Below are 15404 nucleotides of genomic sequence, written 5' to 3' on the forward strand. Positions count from 1 at the left end.
AGCTTAGGATTAGCTAAAATACAGTCTCGGAAACATTTTGATGCTTAAACCACGTACGAACTGTTGCAGAAAAATTTAAAAACCGAGCGTCAGCTTTTTATATTCAAAACAACATTATTGCCTATGGTTGGGGTTGATTTGTTATTTAACATAGAGTGAGGGCGTGAAACACACGTCCTCTCCCCCAACCACTTGACTCTCCCCTCGAGTAAATTGAGAAGAGAATAGCAGTAAAAGACTAAATTCTTTCCTACTTTACCAAAAATTCGGAGAGACTAATTTATAGGTCCTCCAGTAATTGCTTTTATAGTTTTTACTAAAAAAACTCTTTGTTTATAAAAGAGCAGATAGCTTTAACGGTTGTTAAATGCAAATGTAAAAAAATATTTATCCCAATAATACTTTTAGCTTTAATTGTGAGAGCGCTTAAAAAGCTCAGAGCTGTTTTTAAGAAAGCAGATGAAAAGCTCGATAAAGAGCTTACGAGATACATTAAATCAGCTGAAGGTATAGTTGAAGCTAAGCCTGGTAAGCCTTCAATGGAGCGGTTTGGGAAGTTTATTAAAGCACTTGACACAATAGGGGACAGGTTAACTGCCAAGCTCAGTAAAATACCTAAATTAGATTACCTTCGGTTAACGACGGCCAAGCCACTTGCAACTGTGATAATAGTCACAATTATTAGTTTATTGCTCAGCTATCCAGCTTTGGGGCTCGTAGGCAATATTCAAAGTGATGTTGAAATCTATCTTCCGCCTGGAGAGCCTTCAACTCAAATTCTAGACGAGGTGCGAAAAGACTGGCCTACAGACCTTATTATAATATGCGTTTCTGTAGACAAGGGGCAAGATATCACTGACTTACCGGTTCTGCAGGAAATGAGCGCTGTAGAAGAGTTTCTGGATTATAACAAAACAGACCGCGGCAAAAATGACTCTGTTTTCTATGTTTTCAGTATTTCTACGTTAGTAAAAGAGCTGAATCAAACTGTCTGGAAAGGCAACTACTCTATACCGAACGAAGAGCGTACAGAACTCATACTTTCTCAGATCGGCGGGAGCCCTGAATTAAGCAGGCTTATAAGAGATACTGACGGCGATGGTATGAATGACTCCGCGGTGATTCTTTTGGGTATACCCAGAGAAGCAGATCATCCAACAATAATAGCCAAAGCTGAGAATGCTGCAAAAACTGCAACTCTTTCTAGAATGGTAGTTACAGGTCAGCCTACAATATTGCAAGCAGTTCAGCGTAGAACTGTAACCGAGTTCATTAAAATTCTGCCTCTGCTCTTTATAGCTATAGCAATAGTATTGTTCTTTTTCCATCGTACTTTTAAACTCGTTGTTATTGCATTGCTGCCAATGCTATTTTCAATTGGAATTACATTCGGATTTGTAGGATTAATTAAAGATTACGTTGTTGTAGCGCCTCAAATAATACTCATAGCGCCTCTATTAGTAGCTTTTGCTATTGGCGACAGCATTTATATCGCAAACAGATTTGCAGAAGAGAAAGGAGCTGATTCCAGAGAAAGGGTAATAAAAAGCACAAAATTTGTTACGGTGGCTATATTCCTAACTTCTATCACCACAACTTCCGGGTTCCTATCTCTAACTATAGGTACGCTCAAGCCTCTTTTTACTGTGGGGCTGGCACTTGGAGTAGGTATAGTGGTGGCTTTTGTAATAGTTGTAACTTTAGTGCCTCCTTTGATTATTTTGCTTAACTACCGCAAAAGATACATACTCAAGCAGTGGCGAAGGTTCGGCGACATTCCTGTAAATAACCGCAAGAAAATCATAGCAATTGCGCTCGTTATTCTGATAACCTCTCTATTTTTCTGTCTCCCTGCAATAAAAACATCTGCAGACTACTACTTAATGGCGCCTCAAGACGAGCCTTCGGTTATTCAAATGCAAGATTATTCTAGAAAATTCGAAGCAGGTCAGCCTGGGCTGCTACTCGTAACTGCTAAAGCAGACGAATACACTACTCTCAGTACAATAGATTTACTTCAATATCATATGAATAGCACAGCGCCCAGAGTAAAAACATTAAGTATTGTGAATATAATGAAAATGGTAAAAATAAACAGGGCTACGATTACGCAGTTTGTTAATGAGAGCCAGATTATAGAGTGGCTAAGTTCTCTCTTTCCTTTGCTTCCTGTAGAGGCGCTTTGGGCTTATTATAATTCTACTCTAGGTGCGCAGCTAGCTGAGAATCGTACTTACTGGTGGCTTGTTTCAGAAGCGCCTTTAATATCTCTAGTTCCAAGAGCTCAAAAAGCACTAATAAGAATATTTTACGACGCAATGAGTGTAGAAATGAAAAGTATGCTTATCAATGAATACGAGACTAGAACTTTGATTCTTGTAGAAATGCCTGTAATGGATGTAGCATCTACAAGAGATAATATTACAGAAGTAAATGATGCAGTATATAATTACGGTACTATCCAAAACGGGCGCACATCGCAACTTGCAGGTATGGCTACAGTACTAGTTGCTGCCAACGACCTTACCATTACAAACCAGCTGATAACAATGATAATAGCTATTATTCTCTGCTTTGTATGCCTTGCGGTAATGTTGAGATCTCTTAAGTATGCTAGTATAACAATACTCCCTATAATACTTGTAGTTGCTTACGAGCCTATAGCTTTCATAGGAGCTAATGTAGAACTTTCATTAATTACTATGATGATTGCTTCTATAATTATAGGCGTAGGTATAGATTTCTGCATACATTTAACCCACAATATAAGGGAGAGAGGCTTGAGCTTAGAAAAAGTATCTGAATCTACATCTGCTGTTGGCGTCTCGTTTTTAGAAGCTGCAGCCACAGAAATGGCAGCGCTTTCTGCAGCACTAATTGTTCCTATAGCGTCAGTGAGATCCTTTATTATTATGATAATTGTAATGCTGTTCGTTAGCCTCTGTATCGCGCTTTTCCTACTACCTGCTTTCTACGCTATCTGGGCTAAAGAAAAGGTTAAGGGCGTTGTTATTGAGTAGTACTAATTACTTCGGCTTAAACCTGTAAAATACTCTTTCATCTTCAAGCCGAATGACTTTTAATTCTACTCTCATACCGATCTCGCAATCCTCATATTTTACATCATCAATTCTTGATAGAATTTTTAAATCGATGCCATCTAATTTTACTATTCCTATAACAAAAGGAACTTCTTTCTCCATACCTAAAGGCGCGCCAAGTACCATAGCTGTGTAAGCAAACAGCTCGCCTTCTTTAGGAAGCTCTATCCACTCAAGCTCTGTAGAGAAACATTCAGAGCATACAACCCTAGGCTGCCATAGTATAGTAGAACATTTCTTGCATCTAGTAGTTGTGAATTTTCCAGCCTTCAGATTAGTAAAAAATTGATGGATTCGAGTGAACTTCTCATCTTCAAGAGGATAGAAATCCAGCATGTAGGGCAATGGTATTGTTGCTGACATCTTTATCCCCGTCCATATATCATTACACTATGCATATTGGCTGCCCCACTTAAGTTATGTGTTAGCCCGAGCTCAGCACCTTTTACATACCTTTCTTTAGGCACGTCGCCTCTAAACTGCTGGAGTAGCTCAATTGCTTGTGCAATACCAGTAGCGCCCAACGGATGGCCTGTACCAAGAAGCCCGCCGCGAGTGTTCACTGCAACCTTACCACCAATGTTCGATTGACCTTCTTCAATAAACTTACCGCCTTCGCCTTTCTTGCAGAACCCAAAATCTTCATATTCGATTATCTCTGAAATTGTAAAGCAATCATGTAACTCCGCTAGGTCTATATCATCTACTGTAATCTTTGCAGATTTAAACGCTTCTTTTGCTGCAACCTTTAACGGCTCCCACGTAGTCAAACTCTTCAAGTTAGTAACTAAATTCCCAATTGTGCTTTGCCCCGAGCCTAAAATGTACATTGGCACATCGGTAAACTCTTTTGCACGTTCCGCAGAGGTTAGTATCACAGCAGCAGCACCGTCGGTAATACCGCAACAATCGAATAACGTCAGCGGTGGCGCGACAACAGGGCCGGTAATAACTTTTTCAACTGTAAACTCTTTCTGGAATTGTGCAAATGGATTCGTTGTTGAAAAATGATGGTTTTTAACAGAGACGAGTGCAAGCTGCTCCCTAGTAGTACCATATTCTTTCATATGGCGCTGAGCGCACATTGCAAAATAAGGTGGAGCAGAAGCGCCGTGCACGCCGTCCCATTCCCTATCGAGTACGTTTGTCATAGAGGTTTGAGCTTCAGCCATATTAGGAATGTTCATTTTCTCTACACCGACACAAAGTGCAATTTCAGATAAGCCACTTGCAATGCAAGCCCAAGCATATCTAATCGCAGCTTGGCCGGAAGCGCATGCAAGTTCTGTTCTAGCGACAACCCTAGTTGGGAAAATACCAAGTTGCTCCGCAGCCATAGGTGCAACATGCGTTTGAAATGCAAATCGCTCAGGCTGTGCAGCGCCCACAAATAAACTATCTATATCTTTTGGAGCTAGATTTTTCACGTCATCGAAAACTGCTTTGCCAGCTTCCTGAGCAAGTTCTTTCCACGTTGCATTTCGTATACCAAATTTTGCTAATCCGCCGCCAACTATTGCAACTTTTCTCATGTAGCAAAGAATTATTTGCGAGTTTATATTCTTTTCCAAGTTGCTAATATAAGAAATTCTTCAGCAAAAAGTTAATAACTCCTAAGCTTATTTTAAAGCAGTATGGCTCAAGAGAAGCTACTTAGAAAAAAGATACATGCAGCAGAAGAGCTAAAGAAGCTCATGGCAAACTATTATTATGAGCTTGCTTCTGCTTCAAAAACAGGCAACAAAAAAATTGCATGGTGCACATCTGTGGGCCCAGCAGAGCTCTTAAGAAGTTTGGGATTTTTAGTGTATTTTCCAGAGAACCATGGCGCTATGCTTGGAGCAACGAGAACTGCTACTGATTGTATTATTACTGCTAATGCCTTCGGCTATTCTCCAGAAATATGCTCTTATCTTACTAGCGATATAGGGGCATGGCTAAGAAAAGAAACCCCATTGTTAAAAGCATACGGCATTGAGCGCGTACCAAAACCTGACGTACTTGTATTTAATACAAATCAGTGTAGAGATGTGCAAGATTGGTTTTCGTTCTACGCACACGAATTTAAAGTTCCGCTTTTGGGAATAAACACTCATCGAGGCGTTGGAAATGTGGAAGCTGTCCATATCAATTCTGTTGCTGAGCAATTTGAAGCTCTTATTGAGCCTCTTGAAAAAATTTCAGGTAATAAGTTCAGCTTAGGTGAGCTGAAAAGAGTACTTGCACTTTCACTTGAGACCTCAAAACTCTGGAGAAAAGTACTTGAGACCGCAACAGTGAGGCCGTCGCCACTAACATTTTTTGATGGTACAATTCACATGGCGCCGGCAGTTGTCTTGAGAGGTACTGAGCTTGCAAATGATTATTATAAATTACTACTTGAGGAGCTAGAGAAAAGAATACAAAATAATATCGCAGCTGTAGATAATGAAAAATTTAGACTTTACTGGGAAGGCATGCCTATATGGGGAAAGCTTAGAGAGTTGTCAGAGCTTTTTCAGACACTCAATACATGCGTAGTAGCATCAACTTATTGCAACAGCTGGATTTTTGACTCTTTCGACCCTTCAAAACCTTTTTACAGTATGGCGAAAGCTTATACAGAGCTTTTTATTGTGAGATCTGATGAGGTAAAAGAAAAATATATTGAGGAAATGATCAAAACATTTAAAATAGACGGAATAATATTCCACGATGCAAAAACCTGTCCTAATAACTCGAACTCAAGATATTGCATGCCTAAAAGATTGCAAGAGCGTACAAAAAAACCATCTTTAATTATAAATGCGGATTTAAACGATTTAAGATGCTATTCTGAAGAGCAAACTAAAACAAACATTACCGCATTCATAGAGCAATTGGCAGGCTGATATGTTAGATCCGCTGTTCAACCCTAAATCAGTGGCAGTTATAGGCGCGTCAAACAAAGAACTAACTATTGGGAATAGAATTTTAAAGAATTTAATTGATTTTAAATTTAAAGGCGAACTTTTCCCAGTGCATCCCAAAGAAGAACTGGTTAGAGGTCTCAAAGCGTACAAATCTATTTTAGATATACCTCAAGAAGTTGATCTAGCACATATTGTAGTAAAAAATACTATTGTGCCAAGCATTGTTGAAGAGTGTGGTAAAAAAGGCGTAAAAGTTGTTATTATAAACAGCGCTGGGTTCAAAGAAATAGGCGGCGAAGGTATAGAACTAGAACGAAAAATTGTGGAAATTGGGAAGAAATACGGCGTTAGGATATTCGGCCCAAACTGTCAGGGGATAATGAATACCGATAAAGATGTATCTGTATACGCTAATTTTACATTCACAAAAATAAAGCCTGGAAATATTTCAATTTTAGCGCAGAGTGGCGGCGTTGGCGAAGTAATTAATAATAGGTTTAGCGAGCTTGGTATCGGTATCAGAATGTACGCAAGTAATGGTAATGCATGCGATATCAGCCTACAAGAAATTCTAAAGTATTGGGGGAAAGACGAGCAAACGAGAGTTATAGTGCTTCACATTGAGAGTCTAAATAACCCTAAAGAATTTATGGAAATAGCTGCAGATATAGCAAGACGCAAGCCTATTCTAGCAATGAAATCAGGTAGAACAGAGGAAGGCGCTAAGGCAATAACCTCTCATACCGGTGCTCTTGTAGGAAAAGATACTACCACAGAATTAATATTTGATAAATGCGGAATAGTCTCTTTTCGTAGCATAGAAGAGTTATGCGATGCTGCTATTGCTTTTGTAACTCAGCCTCTTCCTAAAGGACCCAGAGTAGGGGTTGTAACGAATACTGGCGGGCCTGGAATTATTGCTGCTGATGAATGCATCGATGCGGGCTTGATTCTTCCAGATTTATCAGAGGAGACTAAACAGGTTCTCAAAACTGCGCTTCTTCCATCATCTGCCATCAGCAATCCTATAGATGTACTAGCTACTGGGGGAGCGAAGGAGTACGGGGCTGCTATTGATGCGCTGCTCCAAGACAGCAACATTGATGCAATCATGGTGAACTTTATCACTCCTTTCTTTGTAGATTGTGAAGGCGTTGCCAGAGAGTTAGAACGAGTTAGCAAGTCTGCAACCAAGCCGATTATTTGCATACTTATGACAGATAAAAAAGAATGGTCAAAAACAATAGAGCTAATCAAAGCCGCTAATATACCAGTTTACGATTTTCCTGAGCAGGGCGCTAGAGTTTTAGCTGCTATGAGCAAATATAGCATGTATAGAAAAAGGAAAGAAGAAAAGCCTAAATTGTTTGAGGTAAGAAAAGAGGATGCAGAAGCGCTGATAAAAAAAGCTCGTAACGAAAAAAGAGATTTTCTCTCGAGTAAAGATGCATTTGAATTGCTTCTGTGTTACGGCATACCTGTAGCTAAGAGCACAAGCGCAAAAAACGTTGATGAGATAGTCAGTGCTGCTGCCACCATAGGCTATCCATTAGCGCTAAAAGTAGAATCAAAAGAAGTAATTCATAAAACAGAAGTTGGTGGAGTAATTTTAAACATAACCAGCGAAGCTGAGTTAATTGAGAAATTTAAGAGCCTTGAACGTAAATTTGGGATTGCCGAGTATATAGCTCAGGAATTCCTTACAGGTGGCAAGGAATTGATAATCGGCGCTAAAGCTATCAATAATTTAGGGCATGTGCTTATGTTCGGACTTGGTGGAATATATGTTGAAATATTCAAAGACGTTGTTTTCAGATTAGCTCCTGTAACAGAGTCGGTAGCAGAAGATATGATTACTTCGATTAAAAGCTATCCTTTACTGAAAGGTGTTAGAGGCGAAGTTGGCATTGACCTCAAAGAACTTTCAGATATTCTCTTAAAAGTCTCTCAGCTAGTTACCGATCTACCAATGATTAAAGAGCTGGATATCAACCCTGTTATCGTTTATGAAAAAGGTAAAGGAAGTAAAGTAGTTGATGCAAAAGTTAGAATCTAAGTAAGAATTATGGGAGGAGATTGGTTAAATCTAGGCCAAGTGCTTGAGCCAAACGCAAAGAACTACCGAACTACAGTTGCTCTGAAGGACAGGAACAGAAAATTTACCTACCCTGAGTTAAACTCAAGAGTGAATAAACTAGCGCAGGGCTTGCTAGCTACAGGGCTACGAAAAGGCGATAAGCTTGCTGTTCTGCTTGAAAACTGTATAGAAATTGTAGAAGTGTATTTAGCAGCTGCAAAAACCGGTCTTGTTGTCGTGCCTGTGAATTTTAGATTAGTGGCTTCAGAAATTGAGTACATCCTTAATCATTCAGATTCGAAAGGATTGATTGTGCACGAAGAGTTCATTCCTGCAATTGAAACAGTAAAGCCGAAGTTGAAAAATATAGAAAAGGATAAATATTTTGTGGTTGGAAAAAATAGTTATTATGGCTATCTAAATTATGAAGAGCTTCTAAAAAAATCGCCCGACAAAAAGCCTGAAGCTGAAGTTTCTTCAAAAGACCCATGGATTTTATTATATACTTCCGGAACAACAGGCATGCCTAAAGGCGTTGTCAGATCGCATCAGTCTTATATAGCGTTTTATCTTATTAACAGCGCAGACTTCGGCTTTAATGAACATGATGTATGCTTGAACGTTTTGCCACTCTGCCATGTTAATTCTACTTTTTTCTCTTTTACGTTTACTTATATTGGCGCTACAGTTTACATTCACCCTGCGAGATCCTTTAATCCAGTTGAAATTTTAGAATTAATTGATAAAGAAAAAGTCACGTTTATATCGCTTATTCCTACTCATTACAGTTTGATACTGAGCGTGCCAAAAAATATAGCTGAAAAATATGATACGAGCTCTTTGAGAAAACTTTTGTGCTCTTCCGCGCCAGTTCTGCAGGAGACAAAAAAAGCAATAATGAACTTCTTTCCTGGCGTAGAGCTATACGAGGGCTACGGCTCTACAGAAGCAGGCATCGTTACAGTTCTCAAGCCTCAAGATCAGCTACGCAAGCTCGGCTCTATAGGTAGAGAATCACTCGGCACAGACCTAGTAAAAATTCTAGATGAAAATGGAAATGAAGTTGGAGTTGGCGAAGTCGGTGAGCTTTATTCAAAAGGTCCTATGATGTTTGATGAATATTATAAAGATCCTGATAGAACCAAAAGCTCGTTTAGAGGCGAGTGGTTCAGTGCCGGCGACCTTGTAAAAAAAGATGAAGATGGTTTCTTCTATATTGTAGATAGAAAGGATAATATGATAATCACAGGCGGTGAGAAAGTTTATCCGAGCGAGGTAGAGCAAGTAATAGCGCAACACAAGAAAGTTTTTGAAGTTGCAGTTATTGGCGTGCCTGACGAAAAGTGGGGTGAGGCTGTAAAGGCTATTGTAGTGCTGAAAGATAACGAAACTGCTTCTGAGCAGGAGATAATCGAGTTCTGCAGAGGAAAAATCGCTGGCTATAAAAAACCAAAATCTGTAGATTTCATAAAGAGCAATGATATGCCTAGAAGTGTAACAGGAAAGATACTATACAGAGAGGTACGAAAACGATATAGGTAGGTATGGAGCCTTTCATTAAAGTAAAAAATATAAACATCTATGCCTCAAATAAGATTTCTTTTTTTAACAGTCCCTACTACGCTCACAGAGTTGGAAAGGCAGTTGATATTTACTCACCATTTTCTCCCGTTGATGGGAAAGTGAAGAAAATTATTAATGTAGGCAATGAGCATTTGATAATGATTGAATGCAGTGAAAACAAGAAAATATGGGCGAAAATTTTGCATTTGAAAGCTGTGGTCAAAGAAAACGAGCGAGTAGAAGTTGGAGATAGACTAGGTACTTTGGAGTAAGTTTTTCTATCCCTGGACTGAAAAGCATATACATCTTGAGTTAAGAAAGCCGTCTGATGCCCTCAGGGCAAAGGGGGGCTATAATTTAATAGAGCCTAAAAATATTAATTTCAAGCTTAAGCACTTAGAGTTAAAAGGCAGAATAAAATCATGCTTAAAACATTACATTCTTTTTTCGTTGGAGGATAAACATTTTAAAAGGGTAGGGCAGTTCTATAGATTGAGATATCGTAACGGTATTTTATGTGGTGGAATACCACATCACGGATTCGGATGCTTTTATTCTAATGACTTTAAGCTTTTCAGTACAGAAAAATCTGAGAGTGACGATTGGAAGCGCGAGCTTGAGAGGACTATCACTTTATCTCTATTTGAAAAAGCCTAGTGTTATCAAATTTATCCCTTACAAGCGTATGGATCTCTATATTCCTCAACTGCGAAAAGAGCCGCGCCGAAAGCTCCTGTTATTTGAGGATTTGGCGGAAGATTTATTCTAATACCCTTGCTTTCTTCTATCAATTCTACAATTATTTTGTTATAGGCAACTACCCCGCCAGTCATAACAACGAACCCAGTAACGGAGTCCATCTCAAGCACTCTTTTTATAACTGAGTTAAAAGCGCCCCTAATCATATCTTCTCTTGTGTTTCCAGCTCGTATTTTTGATAATATCTCAGTAGATGCAAATACAGTGCAATAACTGCTTAGCTCTATGTTACTGGTAGCTTTTCGCGCAAGCTCATCTAAACTGCTTACAGGTACTTTCATTTTGCCTGCTATCTCCTCTAGAAAGGCGCCTGTGCCTGCAGCACATTTTCTGTTCATCTTAAATCCTGCTATTCTGCCTTTTTCGTCAACTTTAATAACCTTAGTGTCCTGTCCTCCAATATCTATGACTGTTATTGCTCTTGGAAAATAGAAGTAGCTACCTTTTGCATGGCAGCTAATCTCAGTTTTTGTACTGTTAGCAAATGAGATGCTCTCTCGCCCATATCCAGTGCCGACAACATATTTTATATTTTCTATAGATAATTTTGCAGTTTCTATAGCTTTTTGATAGCAGTTCTCAGCAGCTTCCTTAAGGTCTATACCAGAATTTTTTACAAAAAAACCTAAAATCGCCTTCCTATCATCTATTATCACGCATTTCGTAGTTACAGCGCCTACATCAATACCTGCAAAATAATTTGGCATTAACGCTCCATTATATTTTTGTTAGCATATTTTTAATCTCTAATCCTTTTATTAAGCAGGTTACTGCAAAATTATAAGGAGTAGGTACATTGCATTTCTTGCCATATTCAACTATCTTTTTATTTAGAAAATCAATTTCAGTTGCCCTATTTTTTTCGAGATCGTGATACATTGACGGCAAATGATGACCTGCTTTTCTAAGATACAAGATGCAGTTCTCAAGGAAATTGCTATCGAAAACATATCCGCAAGATTCTGCAACCGCTATCCCCTCTTTTAACAACTCCTCAGCGATTTTGTAGGTGTCTTCAAATTTTACTGCCTCCTTCATCGTCATTTTTGTTAGTGCACAAACAGGGCTCATCGCTGCATTCAAAATTGTTTTTTCCCATACGTACTTCTTAATGTTTTCTGTAAACTCAGTATCTAACCCTGCTTTCGTCATAATATTAGCTATGTATTTCCCTGTATTGCGTGCTTTGTCAGATAATATGCCGATATAGTTTGGCTTGTTAAAAAAAGTCATCTTTACATTTTCATTACTGACTAAAATACCAGCATAATTTATTACAGCTCTCAGAGAATTCTCATCGCCAAATGCGCTTGCAATCAATTCTTCTGTGTCAAGACCGTTTTGAAAACTGACAACTTTCATTTCCGGCTTGTATATCTTTTTAAGCTCAGAAATGACATTTTTCAAGGCTGAAGCTTTTACAGCTACAAATATTAAGTCAGCGTCGAAGGCATCTAGTTCTGCAATGGAATAGCAAAGTTTTTCAATTTTTGCGTTCATTTTTACAATGCCCGAAATATTCAAGCCGTTCTTTTTTATCGCATCTAAACGCTCTCTTAGCATGTCTACAATAGCAACGTCTTCTTTGCTTTTTGCTAAATGAGCGCATAAAATACTGCCTACAGGACCGGCACCGATTATTCCAATCTTTTTCTTCTTAGTAATGCTCAACTAACCACCTGCCTACAGTGGTGTATAGGTTTGTAACTTTTTAAATCTGTCGGGATAAATGTTAGCAAGTTGCATAGCGAAAAATATATAAGCTACAAAATAGCTACAATATAAATATATTGTAATGAAAAAGTAAATACAATTTGAAATAATGGCTAAAACTCCAAAATCAAAATTTGAAGTATACGGCGAAGAAATGTTAGAAAGAACGGTCAAGGCAAGCGGTAACAGTGGAAGAATATATCTGCCGCCAGATTGGATTGGTAAGCATGTTAAAATAATCAGAATTGACTAACAAAAGATGAAAATATGGCTGAAATTAAGATAAGGGCTTTGAAAAAAAGTGACATTGATGCTATAGCAAAAATACAGGAAGCTATTACAAAGAAAAAAGTACCTAAATACTGGGCAGAGCGAGTGATTGACTATATTAAAAAAACTCCTAAAGCATGCTTGGCGGCTGAATACACTGGTAAAATTGTAGGCTTTATTATTGGCGATATCAAAACATGGGGCTTCGGCATAGAGAGAAGCGGCTGGATTGAGCTCGTTGGAGTAGCTCCTGAGTTCATGGGTCGTGGGGTAGGTAAGAAATTAGGCAAAACACTGATTCAGCATTTCGAAAAAGAGGGGATAAAAGAGGTATACACAACTGTTAGATGGGATTCAGGCGATTTATTAGCGTTTTTCAAGTCAATTGGATTTACCAGAAGCAATTTTATAAATCTTGAGAAAAGATTGCGAGGATGAAAAATGTTCCAAAAGTTCAAAGAATGGTATGAAAATAGACATGACTATGCTAAAGAATGGAAGGAAAAAACAGGTGGAAAGGTTTTAGGCTATTTTTGCACCTACGTACCTGAAGAAATTATCTACGCTGCAGGCGTTTTACCAGTGAGGATTTTCGGCAGTCACGAGCCTCAAGACGTTACTGAGCCGCACATCTTCAGTATGTATTGTCCGTTTTGTAGAGATTGTTTAGCGCAAGGACTAAAAGGAAAATATAGTTACTTAGATGGAATAATGATAGCTCAATCATGTTTACATATAAGGCAAGCATTTACAAGCTGGCAATTGCACATACCAATTAATTACAGCTATTATTTCCTAATGCCTAATAAAGTTCAATCTCCTAGAGCAAAGCCTTATTTAATTGGAGAGCTAGCCGAATTTAAGAGCTCATTGGAAAAGTGGAGTGGGAAGCCTATATCAGACAAAGATTTAGATCGAGGAATAGAGATATTAAACGTAAATCGTCGTTTGATGAGGCAGATTTACGAACTAAGACGAAACGCTAACCCACCGCTTTCAGGCTTGGAAGCTATGGAAATGGTTGTATCAAGTCAGCTAGTTGATAAAAAAGAACATAATGAAGAGTTAGAAAAACTGCTATGCGAATTACCAACCCGAAAAGAGAGTCGTAATGACGGTGTGAGATTAATGATAGTGGGTAGCGAAAACGACGATACCCAATTCATAAAGATGGTAGAATCATTAGGAGCTACTCTTGTTATAGATGACAACTGCACTGGGAGCAGATATTTCTGGAATGAAGCAGTTGCTGATGAGAGTAGATTAGTCGCTATTGCTGATAGGTACATAGAACGACCACCTTGCCCAAGCAAAGATTGGGAAGAGCGCAGAAGACTACCGCATTTACTAAAATTAGCGAAAGATTACAACGTTAAAGGAGCTATACTTGTTCAGCAGAAATTCTGCGACCCCCATGAGCTCGATATACCTGCTATTCGGGAATATTTTAATAAAAACGGCATTCCAAGTCTTACACTGGAGCTTGATGTGACCGTCCCTGTAGGCCAGTTTAAGGTCAGGACAGAGGCATTTCTTGAAATGCTAAGAGGCGAGGAGCTGTTTTAGGGGGAAAAGAGTATGAAAGAATATCCAACAGAGCCTTTAAAATGCTGGCAAAAGGCTAAAAAAATAAGAGAAGATTACTACAAGGATTTTGCGGCTGCGAAAGAGAAAGGCGGTATAAGATGGGCTGGCGGTGCCTGGTCCTTTAGCGCTATACCTGCAGGGCTGGGCGATGATGTATATTGTCTCACAGGCGAGCCTTACGGCGCAAGTGTAGCATGGAATAAAGAGTTCGCCTTGAAATGCCAGGAAGCGACTGAAGCAAAAGGCTATGCACGCGATCTCTGCTCTTATATGCGCAACTATTGGGGCTCTATACTCCTCAATAAATACGTTTTCGGCGGTGAATTCCCAAAGCCTGATTTTATATGGCAAGACCATATATGTTGCTCTCATGCAAAATGGTACCAAGTAGCAAGTGAACTTGAGGGTGGTATACCGCATTTTTGTATTGATGTTGCTGTAGGACCTTACCATGACCTAAATGAAAATCGATTAAATTATGTAGTTTCTCAATTACATGACGGTATCGAATGGCTCGAAAAAGTTACCAATAGAAAATATGACGACAAAAAATTGATTGAAGCAGTTTATAACGAATGCCGCTCTACATCGCTATGGGCTGAAATATGTGTCTTAAACAAAGCAGTACCTGCCCCGCTAGATGAGAAAACAATGTACTCTCTTTACGTGCTCGGTACCTTGATGAAACACACTAAAGTAGTTGCAGACTTTTATGAAGAGCTAAGAGATGAGGTTAAAGATAGAGTTGCTAGAGGTATTGCCGCTGTGGGCAACGAGCAGTGCAGAGTGATAACCGATACACAGCCACCTTGGGCATTCCTTAATATTTTCAGATATCTTGAGAAATACGGTTGCGTTTCAGTTGGCTCACTCTATACTTTCGGACTTATTGGGATGTGGGAGGTACAGGAAGACGGCACTTGGGGTCCCAGGAAAACTCCACAACAAAAAGGTATTAAGATAAGAACTCGCGATGAAGCTTTAAGGATACTCGCAGAATGGAATCTTGCAAGGCCTGAATGGCAGCATTTTTATTCCCCTCAGCTAAAAAGTGAAATGATGATAAGAATAGCGAAAGAATGGAAACTTAACGGCATATTACTACACTATAACAGAGGATGCGAAGGCTTGAGTCTTGGTATAGCAGAAAATAGATTGGCTTTGATGAAAGCAGGCTTTCCTGTAATGACGTTCGAGGGTAATATGGGCGATGAACGAGAATTCGACGAGGCGCGAACTATAGCGCGTATAGACGCTTTCATGGAAAGTTTAGGAATGAGTAAATTAAAGGAGTGATGAAAGTGATAGTGGCAGGAATAGATATGGGCGCTAAAACAATAAAAGTAACGATACTACAAGACAGTAAAATTTTAGCGCAGGCTATTGCTTTAAGTGGATTTGACCAGAGATCTTCTGCAGTCGAAGCATTAAGCGAAGCTCAGC

Annotated in this window: 14 protein-coding genes; 10 read left to right on the forward strand and 4 right to left on the reverse strand. The window is 39.0% G+C overall.

Features of this window, described 5'->3' with window-relative positions:
* Window positions 1-329 precede the first annotated feature (329 nt).
* Complete coding sequence (locus tag QMD21_04885; protein MDI6856098.1) at window positions 330-3020, forward strand: MMPL family transporter; 2691 nt, start codon at window positions 330-332, stop codon at window positions 3018-3020.
* Between the two features lie 6 nt (window positions 3021-3026).
* On the opposite strand, the gene QMD21_04890 is transcribed toward QMD21_04885, so the two are convergent.
* Together QMD21_04890 and QMD21_04895 are read right to left on the reverse strand one after the other, a co-directional pair.
* Complete coding sequence (locus QMD21_04890; GenBank protein ID MDI6856099.1) at window positions 3027-3464, reverse strand: Zn-ribbon domain-containing OB-fold protein; 438 nt, start codon at window positions 3462-3464, stop codon at window positions 3027-3029.
* 2 nt (window positions 3465-3466) lie between these two features.
* Window positions 3467-4633: a 3-ketoacyl-CoA thiolase gene (locus QMD21_04895; GenBank protein ID MDI6856100.1), complete on the reverse strand. Its 1167-nt coding sequence runs from the start codon at window positions 4631-4633 to the stop codon at window positions 3467-3469.
* Window positions 4634-4735: 102 nt separating this feature from the next.
* Between QMD21_04895 and QMD21_04900 the strand changes: the two genes are divergently transcribed.
* From QMD21_04900 to QMD21_04920, 5 genes are all read left to right on the forward strand, one after another.
* Entirely contained in the window at window positions 4736-5971 is a 1236-nt protein-coding gene (locus QMD21_04900) for a 2-hydroxyacyl-CoA dehydratase family protein (protein MDI6856101.1), read from the forward strand.
* Window position 5972: 1 nt separating this feature from the next.
* Entirely contained in the window at window positions 5973-8048 is a 2076-nt protein-coding gene (locus QMD21_04905) for an acetate--CoA ligase family protein (protein ID MDI6856102.1), read from the forward strand.
* A gap of 9 nt (window positions 8049-8057) precedes the next feature.
* Window positions 8058-9611, forward strand: coding sequence for an AMP-binding protein (locus tag QMD21_04910; protein ID MDI6856103.1), 1554 nt, complete (start codon window positions 8058-8060; stop codon window positions 9609-9611).
* A gap of 140 nt (window positions 9612-9751) precedes the next feature.
* On the forward strand, window positions 9752-9904 hold the full coding sequence (locus tag QMD21_04915) for a hypothetical protein (GenBank protein ID MDI6856104.1): 153 nt from the start codon (window positions 9752-9754) through the stop codon (window positions 9902-9904).
* A 178-nt stretch (window positions 9905-10082) separates the two neighbouring features.
* Window positions 10083-10289 (forward strand): hypothetical protein, encoded by a 207-nt coding sequence (locus tag QMD21_04920; protein ID MDI6856105.1) that lies wholly within the window; start codon window positions 10083-10085, stop codon window positions 10287-10289.
* A gap of 11 nt (window positions 10290-10300) precedes the next feature.
* On the opposite strand, the gene QMD21_04925 is transcribed toward QMD21_04920, so the two are convergent.
* Complete coding sequence (locus QMD21_04925; GenBank protein ID MDI6856106.1) at window positions 10301-11098, reverse strand: acyl-CoA dehydratase activase; 798 nt, start codon at window positions 11096-11098, stop codon at window positions 10301-10303.
* Between the two features lie 10 nt (window positions 11099-11108).
* The gene (locus tag QMD21_04930) at window positions 11109-12062 is read right to left on the reverse strand and encodes a ketopantoate reductase family protein (protein MDI6856107.1); all 954 of its coding nucleotides are present in this window, start codon (window positions 12060-12062) and stop codon (window positions 11109-11111) included.
* Between the two features lie 151 nt (window positions 12063-12213).
* On the opposite strand from QMD21_04930, the gene QMD21_04935 reads away from it, so the two are divergent.
* Genes QMD21_04935 through bzdO form a run of 4 tightly spaced genes read left to right on the forward strand, consistent with a single transcriptional unit; the run spans window position 12214 to window position 15257 of the window.
* A complete protein-coding gene (locus tag QMD21_04935) occupies window positions 12214-12357 on the forward strand; it encodes a DUF2080 family transposase-associated protein (GenBank protein ID MDI6856108.1) in 144 nt (47 codons plus the stop codon).
* Window positions 12358-12371: 14 nt separating this feature from the next.
* Window positions 12372-12812, forward strand: coding sequence for a GNAT family N-acetyltransferase (locus tag QMD21_04940; protein ID MDI6856109.1), 441 nt, complete (start codon window positions 12372-12374; stop codon window positions 12810-12812).
* Between the two features lie 3 nt (window positions 12813-12815).
* Window positions 12816-13940 (forward strand): benzoyl-CoA reductase, bzd-type, subunit N, encoded by a 1125-nt coding sequence (gene bzdN, locus QMD21_04945; protein ID MDI6856110.1) that lies wholly within the window; start codon window positions 12816-12818, stop codon window positions 13938-13940.
* A gap of 12 nt (window positions 13941-13952) precedes the next feature.
* Window positions 13953-15257: a benzoyl-CoA reductase, bzd-type, subunit O gene (bzdO, locus tag QMD21_04950; protein ID MDI6856111.1), complete on the forward strand. Its 1305-nt coding sequence runs from the start codon at window positions 13953-13955 to the stop codon at window positions 15255-15257.
* The last annotated feature ends 147 nt before the right edge of the window (window positions 15258-15404 follow it).

Source organism: Candidatus Thermoplasmatota archaeon, from assembly GCA_030018475.1.
Lineage (GTDB): Archaea > Thermoplasmatota > JASEFT01 > JASEFT01 > JASEFT01 > JASEFT01.

Excerpts from the sequence above, each read along its gene's own strand:
- QMD21_04890 (MDI6856099.1), bottom strand. The coding sequence starts at position 3,464 with ATGTCAGCAACAATACCATTGCCCTACATGCTGGATTTCTATCCTCTT.
- QMD21_04925 (MDI6856106.1), bottom strand. The coding sequence starts at position 11,098 with ATGCCAAATTATTTTGCAGGTATTGATGTAGGCGCTGTAACTACGAAA.
- QMD21_04905 (MDI6856102.1), top strand. The coding sequence starts at position 5,973 with ATGTTAGATCCGCTGTTCAACCCTAAATCAGTGGCAGTTATAGGCGCG.
- bzdO (MDI6856111.1), top strand. The coding sequence starts at position 13,953 with ATGAAAGAATATCCAACAGAGCCTTTAAAATGCTGGCAAAAGGCTAAA.
- QMD21_04935 (MDI6856108.1), top strand. The coding sequence starts at position 12,214 with ATGGCTAAAACTCCAAAATCAAAATTTGAAGTATACGGCGAAGAAATG.
- QMD21_04910 (MDI6856103.1), top strand. The coding sequence starts at position 8,058 with ATGGGAGGAGATTGGTTAAATCTAGGCCAAGTGCTTGAGCCAAACGCA.
- bzdN (MDI6856110.1), top strand. The coding sequence starts at position 12,816 with ATGTTCCAAAAGTTCAAAGAATGGTATGAAAATAGACATGACTATGCT.
- QMD21_04900 (MDI6856101.1), top strand. The coding sequence starts at position 4,736 with ATGGCTCAAGAGAAGCTACTTAGAAAAAAGATACATGCAGCAGAAGAG.
- QMD21_04940 (MDI6856109.1), top strand. The coding sequence starts at position 12,372 with ATGGCTGAAATTAAGATAAGGGCTTTGAAAAAAAGTGACATTGATGCT.
- QMD21_04895 (MDI6856100.1), bottom strand. The coding sequence starts at position 4,633 with ATGAGAAAAGTTGCAATAGTTGGCGGCGGATTAGCAAAATTTGGTATA.